Annotated in this window: 16 protein-coding genes and 2 riboswitches; of the genes, 11 read left to right on the plus strand and 5 right to left on the minus strand. The window is 56.2% G+C overall.

The features are described from left to right. Positions 1 to 8 precede the first annotated feature (8 nt). Genes ACAF76_RS03175 through ACAF76_RS03185 form a run of 3 tightly spaced genes read right to left on the minus strand, consistent with a single transcriptional unit; the run spans position 9 to position 2557 of the window. A complete protein-coding gene (locus tag ACAF76_RS03175) occupies positions 9 to 674 on the minus strand; it encodes a methylthioribulose 1-phosphate dehydratase (RefSeq protein ID WP_400162607.1) in 666 nt (221 codons plus the stop codon). Positions 675 to 677: 3 nt separating this feature from the next. After that, positions 678 to 1346, minus strand: a complete 669-nt coding sequence (locus tag ACAF76_RS03180; RefSeq protein ID WP_400162608.1) for a 2-hydroxy-3-keto-5-methylthiopentenyl-1-phosphate phosphatase — start codon at positions 1344 to 1346, stop codon at positions 678 to 680. Further along, positions 1343 to 2557, minus strand: a complete 1215-nt coding sequence (locus ACAF76_RS03185) for a 2,3-diketo-5-methylthiopentyl-1-phosphate enolase (RefSeq protein ID WP_400162609.1) — start codon at positions 2555 to 2557, stop codon at positions 1343 to 1345. The genes ACAF76_RS03180 and ACAF76_RS03185 overlap by 4 nt, the downstream gene beginning before the upstream one ends. 124 nt (positions 2558 to 2681) lie before the next feature. After that, positions 2682 to 2838: riboswitch (SAM riboswitch) on the minus strand. A 169-nt stretch (positions 2839 to 3007) separates the two neighbouring features. Here ACAF76_RS03185 and ACAF76_RS03190 point away from each other — a divergent pair. The 10 genes from ACAF76_RS03190 (at position 3008) to ACAF76_RS03235 (ending at position 13933) form a co-directional block, all read left to right on the plus strand. Then, a complete protein-coding gene (locus ACAF76_RS03190; protein WP_400162659.1) occupies positions 3008 to 3490 on the plus strand; it encodes a sigma-70 family RNA polymerase sigma factor in 483 nt (160 codons plus the stop codon). Continuing rightward, positions 3480 to 4664, plus strand: coding sequence for an anti-sigma factor (locus ACAF76_RS03195; protein ID WP_400162610.1), 1185 nt, complete (start codon positions 3480 to 3482; stop codon positions 4662 to 4664). Before ACAF76_RS03190 ends, ACAF76_RS03195 begins: the two co-directional genes overlap by 11 nt. Positions 4665 to 4748: 84 nt before the next feature. Then, positions 4749 to 4887, plus strand: a riboswitch (SAM riboswitch). A 171-nt stretch (positions 4888 to 5058) separates the two neighbouring features. Further along, positions 5059 to 6288: an S-methyl-5-thioribose kinase gene (gene mtnK, locus ACAF76_RS03200; protein WP_400162611.1), complete on the plus strand. Its 1230-nt coding sequence runs from the start codon at positions 5059 to 5061 to the stop codon at positions 6286 to 6288. Next, a complete protein-coding gene (gene mtnA, locus ACAF76_RS03205; RefSeq protein WP_400162612.1) occupies positions 6285 to 7325 on the plus strand; it encodes an S-methyl-5-thioribose-1-phosphate isomerase in 1041 nt (346 codons plus the stop codon). Before mtnK ends, mtnA begins: the two co-directional genes overlap by 4 nt. 112 nt (positions 7326 to 7437) lie before the next feature. Beyond that, positions 7438 to 7908: an OsmC family protein gene (locus ACAF76_RS03210; RefSeq protein ID WP_400162613.1), complete on the plus strand. Its 471-nt coding sequence runs from the start codon at positions 7438 to 7440 to the stop codon at positions 7906 to 7908. Positions 7909 to 7922: 14 nt separating this feature from the next. Further along, positions 7923 to 8549, plus strand: a complete 627-nt coding sequence (locus ACAF76_RS03215) for a GNAT family N-acetyltransferase (RefSeq protein WP_400162614.1) — start codon at positions 7923 to 7925, stop codon at positions 8547 to 8549. 55 nt (positions 8550 to 8604) lie between these two features. After that, the gene (locus tag ACAF76_RS03220) at positions 8605 to 10347 is read left to right on the plus strand and encodes an ABC transporter ATP-binding protein (RefSeq protein ID WP_400162615.1); all 1743 of its coding nucleotides are present in this window, start codon (positions 8605 to 8607) and stop codon (positions 10345 to 10347) included. A gap of 21 nt (positions 10348 to 10368) precedes the next feature. Further along, positions 10369 to 12444, plus strand: a complete 2076-nt coding sequence (locus tag ACAF76_RS03225; RefSeq protein WP_400162616.1) for an ABC transporter ATP-binding protein — start codon at positions 10369 to 10371, stop codon at positions 12442 to 12444. Between the two features lie 67 nt (positions 12445 to 12511). Then, complete coding sequence (locus ACAF76_RS03230) at positions 12512 to 13687, plus strand: MFS transporter (protein ID WP_400162617.1); 1176 nt, start codon at positions 12512 to 12514, stop codon at positions 13685 to 13687. Between the two features lie 114 nt (positions 13688 to 13801). After that, positions 13802 to 13933, plus strand: a complete 132-nt coding sequence (locus tag ACAF76_RS03235) for a hypothetical protein (protein ID WP_400162619.1) — start codon at positions 13802 to 13804, stop codon at positions 13931 to 13933. A 93-nt stretch (positions 13934 to 14026) separates the two neighbouring features. Here the strand turns inward: ACAF76_RS03235 and ACAF76_RS03240 are convergent, their stop codons facing one another. Beyond that, positions 14027 to 14497, minus strand: a complete 471-nt coding sequence (locus ACAF76_RS03240; protein ID WP_400162620.1) for an RDD family protein — start codon at positions 14495 to 14497, stop codon at positions 14027 to 14029. 15 nt (positions 14498 to 14512) lie between these two features. Further along, complete coding sequence (gene sppA / locus ACAF76_RS03245; RefSeq protein WP_400162621.1) at positions 14513 to 15475, minus strand: signal peptide peptidase SppA; 963 nt, start codon at positions 15473 to 15475, stop codon at positions 14513 to 14515. A gap of 272 nt (positions 15476 to 15747) precedes the next feature. Here sppA and ACAF76_RS03250 point away from each other — a divergent pair, with 272 nt between their 5' ends. After that, entirely contained in the window at positions 15748 to 17655 is a 1908-nt protein-coding gene (locus ACAF76_RS03250; RefSeq protein ID WP_400162622.1) for a heavy metal translocating P-type ATPase, read from the plus strand. The last annotated feature ends 116 nt before the right edge of the window (positions 17656 to 17771 follow it).

Raw genomic sequence — 17771 nt, forward strand, 5'->3', positions numbered from 1 at the left:
TCCTCCTTTTAGATAGTGGTTGTGGTTGTATGGGTATTCACGGCTGCCTGGCGAAGCTGGAGCCAGCGCGCGTGGTACTCAAACAGGAATTCAAATGCTTCGAGATGCCGTTTGGCTTCGAAGTCGTTGCCGCCCCAGGCGTAAATGCCGTGATTGCGGATCAGCACTCCTGGCACCTCTGCCGTAATGACTTTTTTGATGGCAGCAGCCAGGGAAGGGATGTCGGCGAAATTCTCGACGATCGGTACGGTGATCTGCGCATTTTCCTCCCAGATGCCAAGCCCTTTGATCAGCTCTTGTCCCTGGATGGTAAAGGCGCGCTGGCCAAAGTACAGTTCGGAGATCAGGTTGTTCCAGACGGTGTGTACGTGAAAGCAGGCGCCTGCTTGTGGAAATGCTTTGTACACCACAGCGTGGATCAGCGTCTCCGCTGACGGCTTCAGTGAGGTCGCATCGACCGGACGGGAATCCTGGTCGACGATCAGATAGTCCTCAGGCGACAGCTTGGTTTTGTCCTTGCCGCTCGCGGTGACGGCGAATTGCAGCGGATCGTCGGAAATTTTGATCGACAGGTTGCCGCTCGTACCGGGGAACCAGTCCCGGCGGGCGAAGGTCATTTTCACGTCGTCCAGACGGCGGAACGCGTCCAATCGTTGCTCCAGAGTTGTGCTCATTGCTTACGAGACCTCCTGTTTCAAATCGCGCAGAACCGTGATCACGTCGTGGAACGTGCTGAAGGTGCTGTGCGGCAATTGCAGTTCCGCTGCCTTTTGCGCCAGCAGGGAACGGGCGATGACGTAGTCGGCAATTTTGGCCCCGGCCAGATCGGTGATCGAATCGCCGATCACGACGCGATAGTGCTGCGCCGGGTCGTAGCGGCGAATGATCGTCGTCTTGCACATCCCGCAGCCGTTGTCGCAATGCTCGTCGCAGGAATGAGGCCAGGTGATGCGGATGCGTTCGCCGGAAAAATCGCTGCCGTTGCAGTAGAGAGGTACACCCGCCAGGTCGAAGGGAGCGAGCAGGGGCTCGAGGAAAAAGTCGATGCCGCCGCTCGTAATCAGCCATTCGATGCCTTCCTCCCTGCAAAAGCGGATGAATTCGGGGAAGCCGTCACGAATTTTGGCTTCCTCCAGAATAAACTGGATGATCTCTTCCCGCTTGTCGGAGGGAATAAGCGCAAACAACTGGCCGACCCCCGACTGGATCGTAATTTTTTGCGTCAAGATTTGCTCGATCAATGTTTCACATTCGGGAGGAGCGAACTTTCTCACGATGGATACAATATTGTCTTTTTCGGTAATGGTTCCATCGAAGTCGCAAAACAGGACGAGCTTTTTGCTCATCGTCCGCCACCCCATTTCTCCAGGGCTAGCGCCAGCTCGGGCGATTCGCTCGCCGCTTCGGCGAGGCTTTGGCCAGACTGGACAGCCCGGATCGCGTCGACGAAGGCCTTCCCTCCGGCGGCTGCGCCACCGGGATGACCGTGGATGCCACCGCCCGCGTTGACAATCTGGTCTGTGCCGAAATCAGCGTACAACTGCGGCACGAGACCCGGATGAATGCCGGCGGACGGGACAGGGAAGGAGCGGCGCACGCCTTCCAGCGGTGCTGTCAGGTTTGCAGCAAGCTGCAGCGCCTCTTCTTTGTCCAGTGCCACATTGCCGTATGGCGAAGGGAACAGGACCAGGTCTGCTCCGGCGATCCGCATCAGCTTGCCGAGAAGGAGCGGCGTGGCGATTCCGTAGTCCGGCGACGGATAGTACGCGCCGGCCAGCGCCGGATGCGCCATGATCGGCACGTGTACATCGGGGTCTGCCGCCAGCCGGTGCAGGGCGTCGAAGCCAAAGGCAAGCACGTTGAACAACAGGCAGTCGGCGCCGGCATCGACTGCACGCTTCGCCTTTTCGTTCAGTTCGTTTACCGGTCCGGTCAAATTCGCGGCGTAGAGGACCGGCTTGCCCGTTTGCGCCTCTGTCTCGATCGCGATTTGCTTGAACGCTTTGATCCGCTCCAGAAACGGCGCGCGCTCGTCGGCAAAGAAAATTTCGTCGTCCTTTACCAGATCGACCCCGCCCAGCGCCTGGGCGCGAAACTGCGTTTGCAAGTCGTCAAAGGGCATTCCCAGGCAAGACTTGAAAATGCTCATCAACAGGGGCCGACCTTCTGCTTCCAAGCGGCTGCGTACACCCTCGATGCCGAATTTGGGTCCGGGAAAGGCGTCCAAAAGCGCGTCCGGGAGCGTGATGTCTACGAGCTTGATTTTGCCGTCCATGGACAGCTTGCCGAAGATGCCGGTCAACAGGGACGGAATATCAGCGGTAAAATTGCGAACCGGATAACTGACCGTAACCAGTCCTCTTTGTTGTCCGTCCGGCAGCGTTTCCAGCACGTCTGCTTGCACGGCCCGGCCGAGATACGGCTGCAATTCTGCCTGTTTCGCCGCAGGAAGGTCCGTCCAGGAGCCCACCGTCATGCCGACAGCGATTCCTTCTGCTTTTTTGAACAGGTCTTTGGCTTGGGTCAGATACGTTACCAGAATGCGTTGTTCACTCATTGGCGGTAAAAAGCCTCCTTTATGGCTTCCAGAAGCTGGATGATCGTCTGAACTTGACCACGAAAAAAGCCTCCCCAATTGGATAGGGAGGCGGTGACTGCATGCAAAATGCTCTTGGTATCGCCTCTCATCTCTCGGGTCAGAATGCAAGATGGACGAAAATGTGTCACGCCACCTTGATTCTTATCCGCTGGAATTAGCACCGTTACGCTCTTCGTGCAGAAGCAGCGCCGGTTGCCGGGCATCATAGGGCCAGTCCCTCAGCCAGCTCGTGATAAGAGTTATAAGATTCATCCGTTACGTCGCGTTTCGGATTACACCCATGATATGACGAGATGAAACGAGAGTCAATTGCGATTTTTTGAAAAAAGCAGGTGAAACTTTTTTCCGCGTTTTGCGTGGTAGGAGTGGAAAGGGTGTGAAAATCTTGGGGATGTAGGCTTGGAAGACGTGTACCGGATGTACGTAAACGATATTTTCCGCTATCTGTATCGACTCACTCGGGACGTGGGACAGGCGGAAGATTTGACCCAGGAGACATTTTTTCGCGCCTACCTTGCCTTGGACGATTACCGCGGTGAAAAGGTGCGTCCCTGGTTGTTCAAGGTAGCCTACCACGCTTTCGTGGATTGGCACCGCCGGCGGATAAAAAGTCCGCTGCAGTTGACGGGATGGTTGCCGGAGCAGGCTGACCGCCATGCGCAAGACCCGCAGGATGCTTTGGTATCAAAGGAGCAGATGGATACAGCCATCCTGTACCTGGAGTCTTTGCCGGAGCTGCAAAGGCAGTGTGTGGTCCTGTCTGCCATGCACTTGAGCTACGCGGAGATCGCCGAGGTACTTGCCGTGGAGACGACAGATGTCAAGCGGGCACTGTTTCGCGGGCGGCAGAAGCTGCGAAAGATAAAGGAGCGTGATCGGGATGACGAATAGGGAGAACGAAGACAGGGAAAAGCGAATGCTGGCCTATTTGCGAGGCGAGCTGCCTGCTGACGAGGAAGAGCGGCTGCGGGAAGAGCTGCTGCGCGACGAGGAGTACGCAGAGCGGATGGAGCGCCTGCTTCTGGGTGAAGAGGAGGGAGTACGGCCGACGACAGAGGAGGTCAGGCTTCCCGAGGAGCGCCAGCAGCTTCTGCTGCGCCGGGGAAAGTGGCGGATGCGCTTTGGCAATGCGGGCTTCACGCTGGGGATCGCATTTTTTGCCGGCGTGGTGATCTGGTTTGCCAATGTATTGTTTGGCTACCCCATTTACGACGATATGCACCGGGTTGTGAAGAGCGTCTTCAACTTTACCCAGCCGGGTGTCAGTGTCGGCAGCAGCGGATCGCAGATTGGCCTGTTCTACGGCAACATCCGGATGGAATTGCGTGAGAGCGTAGGCAACAGCCAGCGCAATGCAGGCTATCTGGAGAGCAAGAATGTTTTGTGGAATGTTCAGGTACAGCCGAAATGGACGAATGGCGCCAGAGACATGAAGCTGTTTTTCCGCTATCCGACAGAGGCGTCAGCCGGTGAAGAGACAGATTATCTGCGCAGCTCCGCCTGGAAGACGATGGACACACTGCCGGAAGGAACGGTATCGCAACTGGCGATTTCCTTCGACCGCTTTTTGACGTATCAGCAGTATCAGCAGCTCATCTCTCGCCATCTCGGTGCAGATGAGCACCAGTCTATCTGGTTTGCGGTCGATACGGGTCAGGAGGCAAAGGATCACGATGAGAGTGCAGGCAACGTGCTGCTGTCCGCAGGAGATGTATGGGGATTTGCTGAAAGGGAGCTTCATTACGGCGACAAACCGATTCTCGAAAACGGCGAGGGAGAGCGCAGGGAGCAAGCCTTTTTGGACGAGATGAAATTTCTCGTCGAGAAGAAAAGCATGGCTACGAGCATCGCCAGACAGTTGATGTACAACGAGCCCGCGATCGAGGAGCGCTATGAGTATGTGCGGGAGAACGGACTGCGCATTTACGGCGCTGTCATCACCGGACCTACGAAGGAACTGCTTGCGCTCAGGGAAGAGCCGTCCATTACTGCTGCCATGCTGGGAGAGGTGGACTGGTGGAACTGGGACATGCCGCCAGCCTCGGGGCGTCAGTACAGCCGCTAGGGGGCATCTGTCCCAAAATGGGTGTTGACAGTCTCCGCATCATGGTTGTATGATTCAAACTAATCAAAACCGCATATGTTGGATACCTTATCCAGAGAAGGTGGAGGGACTGGCCCGATGATACCCGGCAACCGACATGCCGCTTGTAGCAGCTTTGGCTGTACGCATAGCGCATGCACGGTGCTAATTCCTGCAGAAACAAAAGTGGTCTGGAAGATAAGGGGGAGACTCACGTTGCAACATTACGTGTACGTACAAAACCTCTTTTCTTCGTGAAAAGAGGTTTTTTTATTGGCTATTGGCGTTGATTGAACAGGCTTGCACCACCTGAACATTTGGATGATACAGCTTGGGAACATAGGAAATCGACAGGAACGAAGGGAGAATGGGAAGCATGGCATATCGTGCACTAACGGAGAAAGAAGCGGTCGAGTACGTCAAAGGAATTCCCGGGCTTTTTTCCGAGGGAGCGCAGTTTTCCAGCCGGGAGATCGGCGATGGAAACCTGAACCTTGTATTTGACATTCGCGAGGAAGCGACAGGAAAAAGAGTAATCGTCAAGCAGGCCCTGCCGTACGCGCGGGTAGTCGGCGAATCGTGGCCGCTTACGGTGGACCGTGCGCGGATCGAGAGCGAAGCGTTGCAGCTCCAGCACAAGTACGTGCCAGACTTGGTGCCGCAAGTGTATCACTTCGACAAGGAATTGGCCCTGACCGTGATGGAGCATGTCGGGGACCACGTGATCATGCGCAGAGGGTTGATCGAGGGCAATACCTACCCGCTTTTCGCCAAGCAGATTGGTCGTTTTCTCGCCTACACGCTGTTTTACACATCTGATCTGGGTGCGCATCCATACGAGAAAAAGGCGCTCGTCGGACGGTTCATCAATCCCGAATTGTGCAAGATTACAGAAGACTTGGTATTTACTGACCCTTATGAAGACGCGCCGACCAACAATTTCAACCCGCTGATTCGCCGGGAAGTGGAAGAGATCTGGCAGAACAAGCCGCTGAAGCTGGAAATTGCCAAGCTGAAATACGATTTCTTGACACGTGCTGAAGCGCTGCTGCACGGCGACCTGCATACAGGCAGCATCTTTATCTCGCCGACCAGTCTCAAGGCGATCGATCCTGAATTCGCCTACTACGGGCCGATCGGCTTCGACATCGGAGCGGTGATCGCCAACCTGTTGCTCAATTTCGCCGGTCAGCACGGCTTGCAGCCGGATCGGGAAAAGCGCGAAGCGTACCGCGAGTACCTGCTGGAAACGGTGGAAAACGTATGGACGGAATTCGTTTCGCAATTCGTCTCACTGTGGCACAAGCATGCGAAGGAACGCAGCGCCCATGTGGAAGGTCTGTGGGAGAGCTACGTCAATCGCCTGATTCAGGATACTGCCGGATATGCAGGCTGCAAAATCCTCAGACGCGTCATCGGTCTTGCCGGTGTAGCGGACCTGAACGATATCAAGGACGACCAGACGAGGGCAGAAGCCGAGCGTTTGGCTCTGGAGATCGGGCAAGCGCTGATTCTCGAACGCGGCAATGTGCAAGCCTCGACAGACATCACCGATCTGGTACGCACCGTTACAGCGAGATACTATGAGGGGGCAGCGATTGTATGACGACGAGCACAGCATTGTCACCGGTCAAATGGGAAGGAGATGCGCTGGTCTTGCTGGACCAGACGCGTCTGCCGGTGGAGACGGTTTATTTGACCTTGACGACCGCAGAAGAGGTATGGGCGGCGATCCGCCATTTGCAGGTGCGCGGAGCGCCGGCGATCGGGATGGCGGCAGCGTATGGACTGTATCTGGGAATTCGCAACAGTGAAGCGGCGAGCGAGGAAGCGTTCTGGAGCGAGCTGACCCGGCAGGCCGAGTATTTGGGCACATCCCGCCCGACTGCTGTCAACCTCTTTTGGGCGCTGGAGCGGATCAAAAATCGCGTGCAGCAGGAAGCGGGAAAAGCTGTAGGCGAGCTGAAGGCCGCTGTTCTCGACGAGGCACTGGCGATCCAGCGGGAGGACGCGGAAGTGTGCCGAACGATTGGCGAGCATTTGCTGACGCTTTTGCAAGACGGTATGGGCATCCTCACCCACTGCAATCCGGGGGCGCTGGCAACCGCTGCGTACGGGACGGCGACAGCTCCTTTCTACCTGGCCAAAGAGCGCGGATGGGATCTGAAAATTTACGCCGACGAAACCAGACCCGTGCTGCAAGGCTCCCGTCTCACCGCTTACGAATTGCAGCAGGCAGGCATCGATGTCACGCTCATTTGTGACAACATGGCGGCGATGGTCATGGCTCAGGGCAAAGTGCAGGCAGTCATTGTCGGCACGGACCGGGTAGCAGCCAACGGAGATGTTGCCAACAAAATCGGCACCTACGGCGTGGCTGTTCTGGCGAAGGCTCACGGAATTCCGTTTTACGTCGCAGCTCCGCTTTCTTCGGTCGACCTGGAGACAGCGACAGGAGCAGACATTCCGATCGAGGAACGTCCCGGCGAGGAGATTACGCATGGCTTGGGCAAGCAGGTCGCACCGGATGGAATCAAGGTGTACAACCCCGCTTTCGATATTACGCCGGCTCGCTACATCACCGCGATTGTGACCGAGACAGGCATTTTCAAACCGGAAGAGATTCAAAACAGCAAACGGTAAAAAAGTCGAACAGCGACATCCTGGCTCTTGCAGGAGGTCGCTGTTTTTACTAGAGTGGAGGTATTCATATAATAAGGAAAGTAATCAGGAAAGAGCTGGGGGGCGGCAAAGCATGACGGCAAAAAGGAGCATTGGCGTAAAGGCGGAATGGCTGGGCGAAAAGCAGTTTCGGGCGGTAGGACCGAGCGGGTATAGCGTAATGATGGATTCCAGCGCGAAGATCGGCGAGGGATCGACTGGCAACAGTCCGATGGAGTTGTTGGTAGTAGCGCTATGCGGCTGCATGGGCATGGGCGTAACGAATATTTTGAAAAAAATGAGGCAGGAACTGGAATCGTTGCAGATCGAAGCGGACGCTTTGCGCAGCGATGATACTCCCGGAGCGATCACGGAGGTTCACTTGACGTTTCACGCTACGGGAGCAGTGGTCCCTTCCCGCATCTGGCAGGCGATCAGGCTGGAGAGCGAGCAATACTGCCCGGTGGCTGCTTCCTTGAAGGCAGTAATCGTACCGCATGTCGTGCTCAATGGAGAGAATGTGCCGATGCCGGAACAGCCTGCATCAGCAATCGACCCGGAATAGAGAGGAGCATGGGGATGAGAGTGCTGCCGATGACCGAAGATTCGTTTCTCAAGCAATTGGAGCCAGGCGATGCGAGCGAGATGTTCTGGCTGATTGACACCAATCGCGCCTACTTGCGCCAGTGGCTGCCGTGGCTCGATTACAATACAAAGGTGGAAGATAGCGCGCAGTTTATCGCCATGACGATCGACCAGCACAACAACAACCAGGGCACGCATTACGGCATCTGGTACAAGGGGCGGCTGGCGGGAACGCTCGGCGTGCACAACATCGACTGGATCAACAAAAAGACGTCGCTCGGCTACTGGCTGGGCTCCCAGTTTCAAGGCAGGGGGCTGATGACGCAGGCTGTCGTGACGTACATGGATCGATTGATCTTCGGCTCCTGGAAGCTGGAGAGGCTGACGATTCAAGCAGCGACCGGCAATGCCAGGAGCAGGGCGATTCCCGAGCGGCTCGGTTTTCAATTGGAAGGAGTCATGCGCCGCAACGAGTTTTTGTACGATCACTACGTCGATCACGCCGTCTACAGCATGCTGCGCAGCGAGTGGCTGGAGCTACGGGGTGGAAAAACAAAACTTATTGACAAGGAAAATTTGGTAAATTACGATGTTAGAAGTGAAGGAGGACGTAACTTTTGACGCTCCTCCTTTTGTTTTTTTACAGGGGCCATGCAACTTCCATGAGGTGAGCTTTATGCGAATATTACGAGAATTATCCTGGTTTTTCCGGGCATATTGGAAGCGTTATACGATAGGGATCGCCTGTCTGTTTCTGATAGATGTGCTGATGTTGTGGCCGCCGCGTCTGATCGGCCAGATGGTCGACAGCATGCGCAACGGCACGTTGACGCCGGCTATTTTGACGCAAAATGTGCTGATTTTGCTGACGCTTGGGTTTTCCCTCTACGCGATGCGCTTTCTCTGGAGGTATTTGCTGAACGGAGGAGCGCTGATTTTGGAGCGAATTTTGCGACAGCGGCTGTTTTCCCATCTGACGCGGATGACGCCCTCCTTTTACCAGCGCAGGCGCAGCGGCGACTTGATGGCGATCGCCACCAACGACATTCCGGCGATTGAGCAGACCGCGAGTGTGGGTGTGCTGACTCTGGTCGATTCGCTGTTTATGACGCTGTTGACTCTCAGTGTGATGATGATCACGATCGATTGGAAGCTGACCGTAGCAGCCTTGCTGCCGCTGCCTTTTGTGGCCTGGGCTACGGCGTATTACGGCCGGCTTTTGCATGAGCGCTTTTACCTGGCGCAGGAGGCGTTTGGCGAGATGAACGACCACGTCCAGCAGTCCGTTTCCGGGGTGCGTGTGATGCGTGCCTTTGTTCAGGAAAAGGAAGACGTCGCCGCGTTTCGCCGGGTGAGCGAAAAGACATTGGAGCGCAATGTAAACGTGTCGCGGGTGGACGCCCTGTTCGATCCGACGATCAACCTCATCATCGGGTTCAGCTTTCTCATCGGCTTTGGCTACGGGACCTACCTCGTGTTTACCAGCGCGATTTCCCTGGGTGATCTGATCGCCTTCAACATGTACCTCGGCTTGTTGATCTGGCCGATGCTCGCTTTTGGCTGGCTGATCAACGTGCTGCAACGGGGGAGTGCGTCCCATTTGCGGCTGTCGGAGTTTTTTGCGGAGGAACCGGGCATCGAGGAAGTGAAGCAGCCCGTCACAAAAGTAAGCGAAAATTCACTGGAAGCGCGCAGCTTTACCTTTGCGTATCCCGGCAGTGAGACGCCTGCCTTGTCCGACATCAGCTTTTCGCTGCAGGAAGGCGAGACGCTGGGCATCGTCGGACGGACAGGAAGCGGAAAGTCGACGCTCTGCCGTACGCTGCTTCACCAGTTTCCGATAACACCGAACACGTTGCTCGTCGGCGGAGTACCAATCGAGCAGCTCTCATTTGCCGCGCTGCGGGAAAAAATCGCCTACGTGCCGCAGGAGCACCTGCTGTTTTCGCGCTCGATCGCCGAAAACGTCGCCTTTGGCAAACCCGATGCGACGGAGGCAGAGGTGCGGCGAGCGCTGGCATTGGCTGAGATGAGCGGCGATATTGCCCATTTTCCCGAAGGCCTGCAAACGATGGTCGGGGAAAAGGGGGTCATGCTCTCCGGCGGCCAAAAGCAGCGCATTTCCATTGCCCGCGCCCTGCTGATGGATGCGGACATCCTGATTCTCGACGATTCGCTGTCCGCTGTAGACGCGCGTACGGAGGAGCGGATCATCCATCATCTGCGCGAGGAGCGGACCAACAAGACGACGATCATTACGGCGCATCGACTCTCCGCGATCCAGCACGCACAGCTTATTCTCGTGCTGGACGAGGGACGAATCGTGGAGCGTGGCACGCATGAAGAGCTGATGCAGCTCGGGGGCTGGTATGCAGAACAGTACCGGCGTCAGCAGATGGAAGAGGACGTGACTGGCTAGGCGGCAAGAGGAGGACTTTCAATGAGTGGACAAAAGGTATGGGGACGGCTGGTGTCGTTTGCCAAACCGTTTCAGAAACAAATAGCAGGGGCGCTCGTGCTGCTTGTGCTGGGGACGGGTGCAGAGCTGGCAGGTCCGTTTCTGGCGAAAATTATGATCGACAATCACATTTTGGCGATCCAGCAGACGTGGTATGAAGTCGAAGAAGAGGCACAAACGGCGGTCGAGGCAGCAGCGGTAGAGGTAAACGGCAGCTTGTACGTGCGGGAAGACAGGCTGATCGAAGCAGGATATTCGACCGAAGAACGGGATGCAGCAAAGGTGTCGGTCCTGGCAGAAGGAACTGCCTACTATCTGGTCGAGGGAGAGGTCAATCCCAACGCAGGTTGGCAAATCGTCTCCCAGGCGCAAGCGGGCGACCGCGAGCGGGTAGAGGTGGAATCGCCAGGCGGGAGTACGGCAGGCATCCGCCTGACAGCAGAAGAGGTCAAGGCGATGTACGCCGCAGACATCCCGCCGATCATCGGGCTTAGCGTCGGCTACGCCGTCCTGATTTTGCTGTCTGCCGGATTCAATTACTTGCAGATCTTGTGGCTGCAGACGATTGCCCAGCGCATTATCCAGCAGATGCGGATGAAGCTGTTTGCCCATTTGCAAAAGCTGCCCGTCTCGTTTTTTGACAAGACACCGGTCGGTGCTTTGGTATCTCGTGTCACCAACGATACGGAAGCGATTCGCGAGCTGTATGTGAGCGTGCTGGCTACGTTTGTGCAAAACGGGCTGTTCCTGATCGGTATTTTGGTCGCGCTGTTCATCCTCCAGCCGCAGCTCGCCCTGATCTGCTGCCTCACGGTTCCGGTGCTCGCTCTGCTGGTGTATTTCTACCACCGCTTCAGCTCGCGGTACTACGCGGCGATTCGCACCCGGCTGAGCGACATGAACGTGACGATCAACGAAATGATTCAAAATATGGCGATCGTTCAGGCGTTTCGCCGGGAAAAGGGCGTGGAGCAGGAATTTGCCAAGATCGCCGACGACTATTTCAAGGTGAGGCTGAAAGAAAACAACCTCGAATCTTTTCTGCTGCGCCCGGCGGTGGATTTGATCTCGAAGATCGCCTTGACGCTGATCGTCTGGTACTTCGGCTCGGCTTCCTTCCACAGCGTCATTTCCTTCGGGACGCTCTTTGCCTTTATCGATTACATGGGTCGTTTTTTCGAGCCGATCAACATGATTATGAACCGTCTTTCGCAGCTTCAGCAGGCGACCATTTCTGCCCAGCGCGTGTTTGAAATCATGGACTTGCCTGAGGAACAGACAGAACCGAGCAAGGAGATCGGACGTCCGCGCGGCGAAGTGGCGTTCGAAAACGTCTCGTTTGCCTACTCCGGCGACCAGTACGTGCTGAAAAATGTTTCGTTCACAGCAAAGCCGGGGGAGACGATTGCCTTGGTCGGGCATACCGGCTCGGGGAAAAGCTCCCTGATGAACCTGCTGCTCGGCTATTATCCGGTGACAAAAGGGCGCATCCGCATCGACGGAAACGAGATGAGCGGCGCCGATATCCAAAAGCTGCGCCGCCATATCGGGCTGGTGCTGCAAGATCCGTTTTTGTTTACCGGCAGCATCGGATTCAATATCCGCATGTACAACGCGCAGATTACGGATGAGCAGGTGCAGGCAGCAGCCCGGGCGGTACGTGCCGACGAGTTTGTCAACAGGCTGCCGAACGGGTATGAAGAACCGGTGGTCGAGCGGGGCGCGACGCTTTCTGCCGGCCAGCGCCAGTTGATCTCGTTTGCCCGCGCGCTTGCTGCCGATCCGGCGATCCTGATTCTCGACGAGGCGACCGCGAGCATCGACAGCGAGACGGAGCTGGCGATCCAGGAAGCCTTGCACGTCTTGTCACGGGGACGGACGACGTTTATCATCGCGCACCGTCTGTCCACGATTCAGCACGCCGACCAGATTCTCGTCCTCTCGCGGGGCGAGGTGGTGGAGCGCGGCCGCCATGAAGAGCTGATGGAACAGGGTGGAATCTATCGGAAAATGTACCAACTCCAGCAAGGCGACCTTTCTGTTAAAGTGAGTGGATAAACGAAAGGTTGGCATATCTGCATCAATGCAGGCAGTGTGGAGAAGGAATGTGGAGGTTTCTGAAACGATGCAGTCATCACGATTTACGTTTTGGGCATTGATTGTTGTAGTGGCGGTAGCCGGGGCAAACCAGGGATTGACGATCCCGCTGCTTGCGGTCATGCTGGAAAACCAGGGCGTCTCCTCGGTCGTCAACGGGTTAAACGCAACCGCATTGTACATCGGTATTGTACTCGTCTCTCCCTGGCTGGAGATCCCGCTGAGGCGGTTGGGATACCGCAGCACGATCTTCTGGGGCCTGGTTCTTCTCACAGGGGCGACGGTGCTGGTTCCGCTGTTTTCGTCGCTGACGGCCTGGTTTGTGCTCCGATTGCTGATGGGAGTGGGCGATTCGACGCTGCATTACGCCAGCCAGATGTGGGTGACCAAGATCGCCGAAAAGAAAAATCGCGGGCGTGACCTGTCGATATACGGGCTCAGCTTTGGTATCGGCTTTGGTGTCGGTCCACTGGGCTTGAACTTGCTGCCGTACGGGATTTGGGCTCCATTCGGCGCGTTGCTGCTCTTGTATGCCGTCGCCTACGTACTGTTGAGCCGGATCAAAAACGACTTTCCCGAAGAGATCAGCCAGACCGAGAAAAAGCAAAACAAGTATGCGACCGTGTTGCGCATCGGCTGGCTGGCGCTGATCCCGTCGTTTTTGTACGGGTACATGGAGACGACGCTGAACGGGAGCTTCCCCGTATTCGCCTTGCGCACCGGGCTGTCGGTAGAGTGGGTATCGGTACTTTTGCCTTCCTTTATTCTGGGCAGCATCATTCTGCAAATGCCGCTCGGCGCGCTCAGTGACAAAGTGGGGCGCAAACAGGTGATGTTTTGCTGCGCCCTGATCGGTGCGGCAGCCTTTTTCTTCTTCCCGATGGCTGGCGACAACGTCTGGATAATGATGTTCCTGTTGGCTGTCGCGGGGGCGGCAGTAGGCTCCTTTTACTCGCTGGGCATGGCGTTTGCCGCTGATATTTTGCCTGGGTCGATGATTCCCACGGCGGGGATCGTGGCCGCGATCAACTTCGGCGTCGCCAGTATTCTCGCTCCAGGAGTCAATGGGTACATGATGCAGGCGTGGGAGCCATGGACGATATTCTGGGTGATGGGCGGACTGCTGCTCGCTTTTGCGGTCGCCTGTCTGTTCCAGCGCAGGTCGCTGTCACACGGGTCGATTGAATGGCAAAAGCAAGGCTAAGCTATACGTTTGTACAAAAAAGAGATTGTTTGTGACAAAAAGACGCATAAACGGGCGGCAGGATGGAAAGCGTATGGTATAGATAGAACGATGTTTTGGAAGGAGCTGATCCATATGATGACTCCGTCCGTGTTCAAACGGGGGCTCATCTGGATTCTGTTTTTCATCGTCAGCCTGGTGGTCGTTCCGTTTTTTTCCGACGACAGTCCGACGCCGCCTGCAGTACCACAAACGACTCAGCAATAAGCGATGGAGAAAAAGACTCGCTTTCGTCTGCCAGGATGTAGCTCCTGCGGCGATCAGCGAGTCTTTTTTGTTGTGTCATCAGACGAACGGCTTTCAGGAAGATCGTCGTTCCCAGACGACATATGTATTGGCGATCAGATCGTGCCAGCCTTGTTTTCGCTTGGTCCAGCCAGCCCACAAATAGCCAAGGCCAAAGGGAATGGCAGAGAGGGTTTTGCCGAGCACTTCGCGCAGCACCACTTGCCCGAAAGACAGTGTTTGGCGAGCGGCCTGGCCGGTCGTGACGACGCGAATACCGAAAACCATTTTGCCCAGGGTCTGGCCGCTCCACCAGGTCAACAGACATGCGTACAAAAAGCCAAACGCGACTTCCAGCCCGTCCACAACGGAAAAAAGGGCGCTGGAAAAGCCGAGCGCGCGCCGCAGCGGCTGAAAGATCAACAGGCTCGTGCCCAGGAGAAACAGGGAATCCAGAAAGAGTGCGGCCACGCGAATCCAGAAGCCGGCGTAGTGAACGGCGACTTCCTTGGGAGCATGAACATGATCGATCGTGGTCTCATGCATGGGGCAACCCTCCCGTCATGGATTCATCTGGTACAGCAGGCGATGGGTAGACTGGCGATCGAGCACACGTGCGATGCCCAGAGGATCGGGATTGGACCAGTGCTGCCTCAAGGCGAAGAGCAGGCTTCTCAACGAAAGCTGCTCCTTGTAGCGGACGACGATCGCTTCTGTCTCACCGCTCAGGGCGAGCGCATACTGGGTAGCCTCGTCCAGATCGCCAAACTGGTCGATCAGCCCCAGGTCTTTCGCCTGCTCTCCGGAGTAGATTCGGCCGTCGGCGATTTCCAGCACTTTTTCGCGTGGGAGATTGCGCCCATTGACGATGACGTCGACAAACTTGTTGTAGCTGTCATTGACCAATGTTTGAAAAATGTGTTGCTCCTGCGTCGTCATCGCCCGGGCCGGACTGCCGATGTCTTTGAAACGACCACTTTTGATCGCATATTGATGAACCCCCAGCTTGTTGATCGCTTCCCCGTAGTTGAGCAAGTTAAAGATCACTCCGAGGCTTCCGGTCAGCGTGTTCGGATTGGCAAAAATCGAGTCTCCGGCTGTCGCCAGGTAGTAGCCGCCTGATGCTGCCGTGGAGCCCATGCTGATCACGATTGGGAGGTTGCGCTCCTTTTTGAGATGGAGCAATTGGCTGTGGATCTCGTCGGTCGCTACGACTTCGCCGCCAGGACTGTCGATCCGAAGTACGACCGCCTTGACACTCGGATCAGCCTCGACCCTTCGCAGTTGCTCGTGCAGCACTTCGGCCATCGAGGGCAGACCGCTCGCGTTGCGCTGCCCGGATATGACCCCGTTGACAAAAAGCTGGACGATCTTGTTTTCTCCTGAACCGGACAGGACCTCTTCCTCCAGGTAGTAGCCGGAAGAATCAGCGGCTAGATTGGAGCTGCTCAATCGCTCCACGAAAATTCCCGCTATCAGCACGGCAAACACCGTTACAAGGGCCGTCATTCGTTTTCGTACCATGGAAGTCACCTCATTATTAGCATGAACCGCAGCGGCGAGAGTTACACATTGGCGGAGAACGAAAAATGGGGATTGACGAAATGAGATGCCTACATTAGAATAATTATAAATTCTTTGCCTCTACACAAAAAAATTCACCTAAGCAAAGATATGGATAATCATTATCAATTAGGATGCTGTTGCCTGCGGGCAGCAGCTTCCACTGTTTTTACGGGAGAAATAAGTCTGATTCTCTTTCTCAATGAGAGTGCCAAAAAAGGAGATGGAAACAAATGTGGGAAAAATGGGTGATGGCGATATCGGCAATCGGATTGCTGGTCAGTTGGCTGTACGGAGAAGTCGGGGGATTTGATCTGTCCTGGTTGGCAGTGCTGTTGTGCGGTATCCCGATCGCCTGGTCAGCGGGAAAGGAGCTGTTCCAGGAGAGAACGGTCAACAGCGATGTGCTGGTAACGATCGCGATCATCGCGGCTGTATCGATCGGCGAGACGTTCGCGGCCGGTGAAGTGGCTCTGATTATGATGCTCGGCATGTGGCTGGAGCAGCGGACTGTGGCGAAAGCAGCCTCTGCCTTGGAAGAAATGGTGCAAATGGCACCGCAAACGGCGACTGTAAAACGGGGTGACGACTGGATGGAGGTGCCGCTTGAAAAGGTCGTGCAAGGCGATCTGATCCTGGTGAAGCCAGGCGAGAAGGTGCCGGTAGACGGCGTGGTAAAAAGCGGTCAGGCAGCACTCAACCAGGCGGCGCTGACAGGCGAGTCCCTGCCGGTCGACAAACGGTCCGGGGACGAAGTGTTCATGGGTACGCTCAATACGAACGGCGTTATTGAGATTGAAGCAAAACGGGTCGGCGATGAGACGACATTTGCCAAGGTGACGCGCCTGGTCGCGGAGGCGATGGAGCGCAAAGCACCCGTACAGCGTCTGTTGGACCGCTGGGCGGCGTGGATCGTCCCGACGAGTTTGGTCGCAGCGGTCCTGGTGTACCTGTTCACCGGAGATTTGGTGCGTGCCGTTACCATCCTGATCGTCTTCTGCCCGTGTGCGCTCGTGCTGGCGACACCTACCGCGATCATGGCCGGGATCGGCAGCGCCGCCAAACACGGCATCCTGATCAAAAGCGGTGTCGCTCTCGAACAGATTGGTCTGGTCAACGCCTTGCTGTTTGACAAGACGGGTACGTTGACGGAAGGAAAGTTGCAAGTCGCTGGCGTTGCCCGCCTTCACAATCAGGATGCCGATGAAGTAATTCGTCTGGCAGCAGCGTTGGAGCAGCACTCCGAGCACCCGGTCGCACAGGCGATCGTCAAAGCCGGAGAAGAACGCACTGTCACTTTGCCCAAAGTCGATTCCTTCCTCGTCCATCCCGGCAACGGCGTATCGGGTCAGATCGAGGGACAGCAGGTTCTGGTGGGGAACCGTCGCTTTTTTACCGACATGGGAGTAGCGACCGAGGAATTGGAGCAGATGAAGGAAGAGCAGGAACAGGCGGGTCGTACGGCGGTGTTCGTTGCCCGCGGCGGCAAGCTGATCGGGATGATTACGCTGGCTGACCGCGTGCGGACAGAGGCGCGGGAGACGATTGGATTGCTTCGTCTGCACGGTGTCGGGAACATCGCCATGCTCACCGGCGACAACCGCGGTGCTGCGGCACAGATCGCCCAGCAGGCCGGAGTGACTACCGTATACGCGGAACAGTTTCCCGAAGCGAAGTACCGGCATGTGGAGGAGTACCGCAAGCAAGGTCATGTCGTCGGAATGGTAGGCGACGGCATCAACGACGCCCCGGCCCTGACTTCTGCCCACGTCGGCATTGCCATGGGGGCAGGCGGGACGCAAATCGCGGCGGAAGCGGCCGATATCGTTATTATGAATGACGACCTGTCCAAGGTGGCCGACGTCGTCCGGCTGGGCCAAAAGACGCTGCGCGTCATCCGCGAAAACCTGATCGTCTCCAGTGTAATCAATCTCGGCGCTGTCGCTCTTGCCATGTGGGGCGTGCTCGGACCTGTAGGGGGAGCCTTTGTGCACAATGCCACTTCGGTCCTCGTCGTCCTCAACTCTGCCCGGCTGATCCATTACCTCTCCGGGCTCAACAAGCACAAACGGCCGACACCTCCGTCGCTCGCTTCCTGTTCATCCTGTACCTGCAAAGGCGAATGTGAGATGTCGAGATAACGGACGCTTTGATTTGGGTCGTGCATCGCAGTCTGTCAAAAGGCTGCGATGTTTTTTGTGCCACGTCATGGATTTTTCCAAATATTCATGTAAACTATAAGAAGATAGAACTGTTC

It is taken from the genome of Brevibacillus sp. TJ4 (genome assembly GCF_044627595.2).
In the GTDB taxonomy this organism is placed as follows: domain Bacteria; phylum Bacillota; class Bacilli; order Brevibacillales; family Brevibacillaceae; genus Brevibacillus.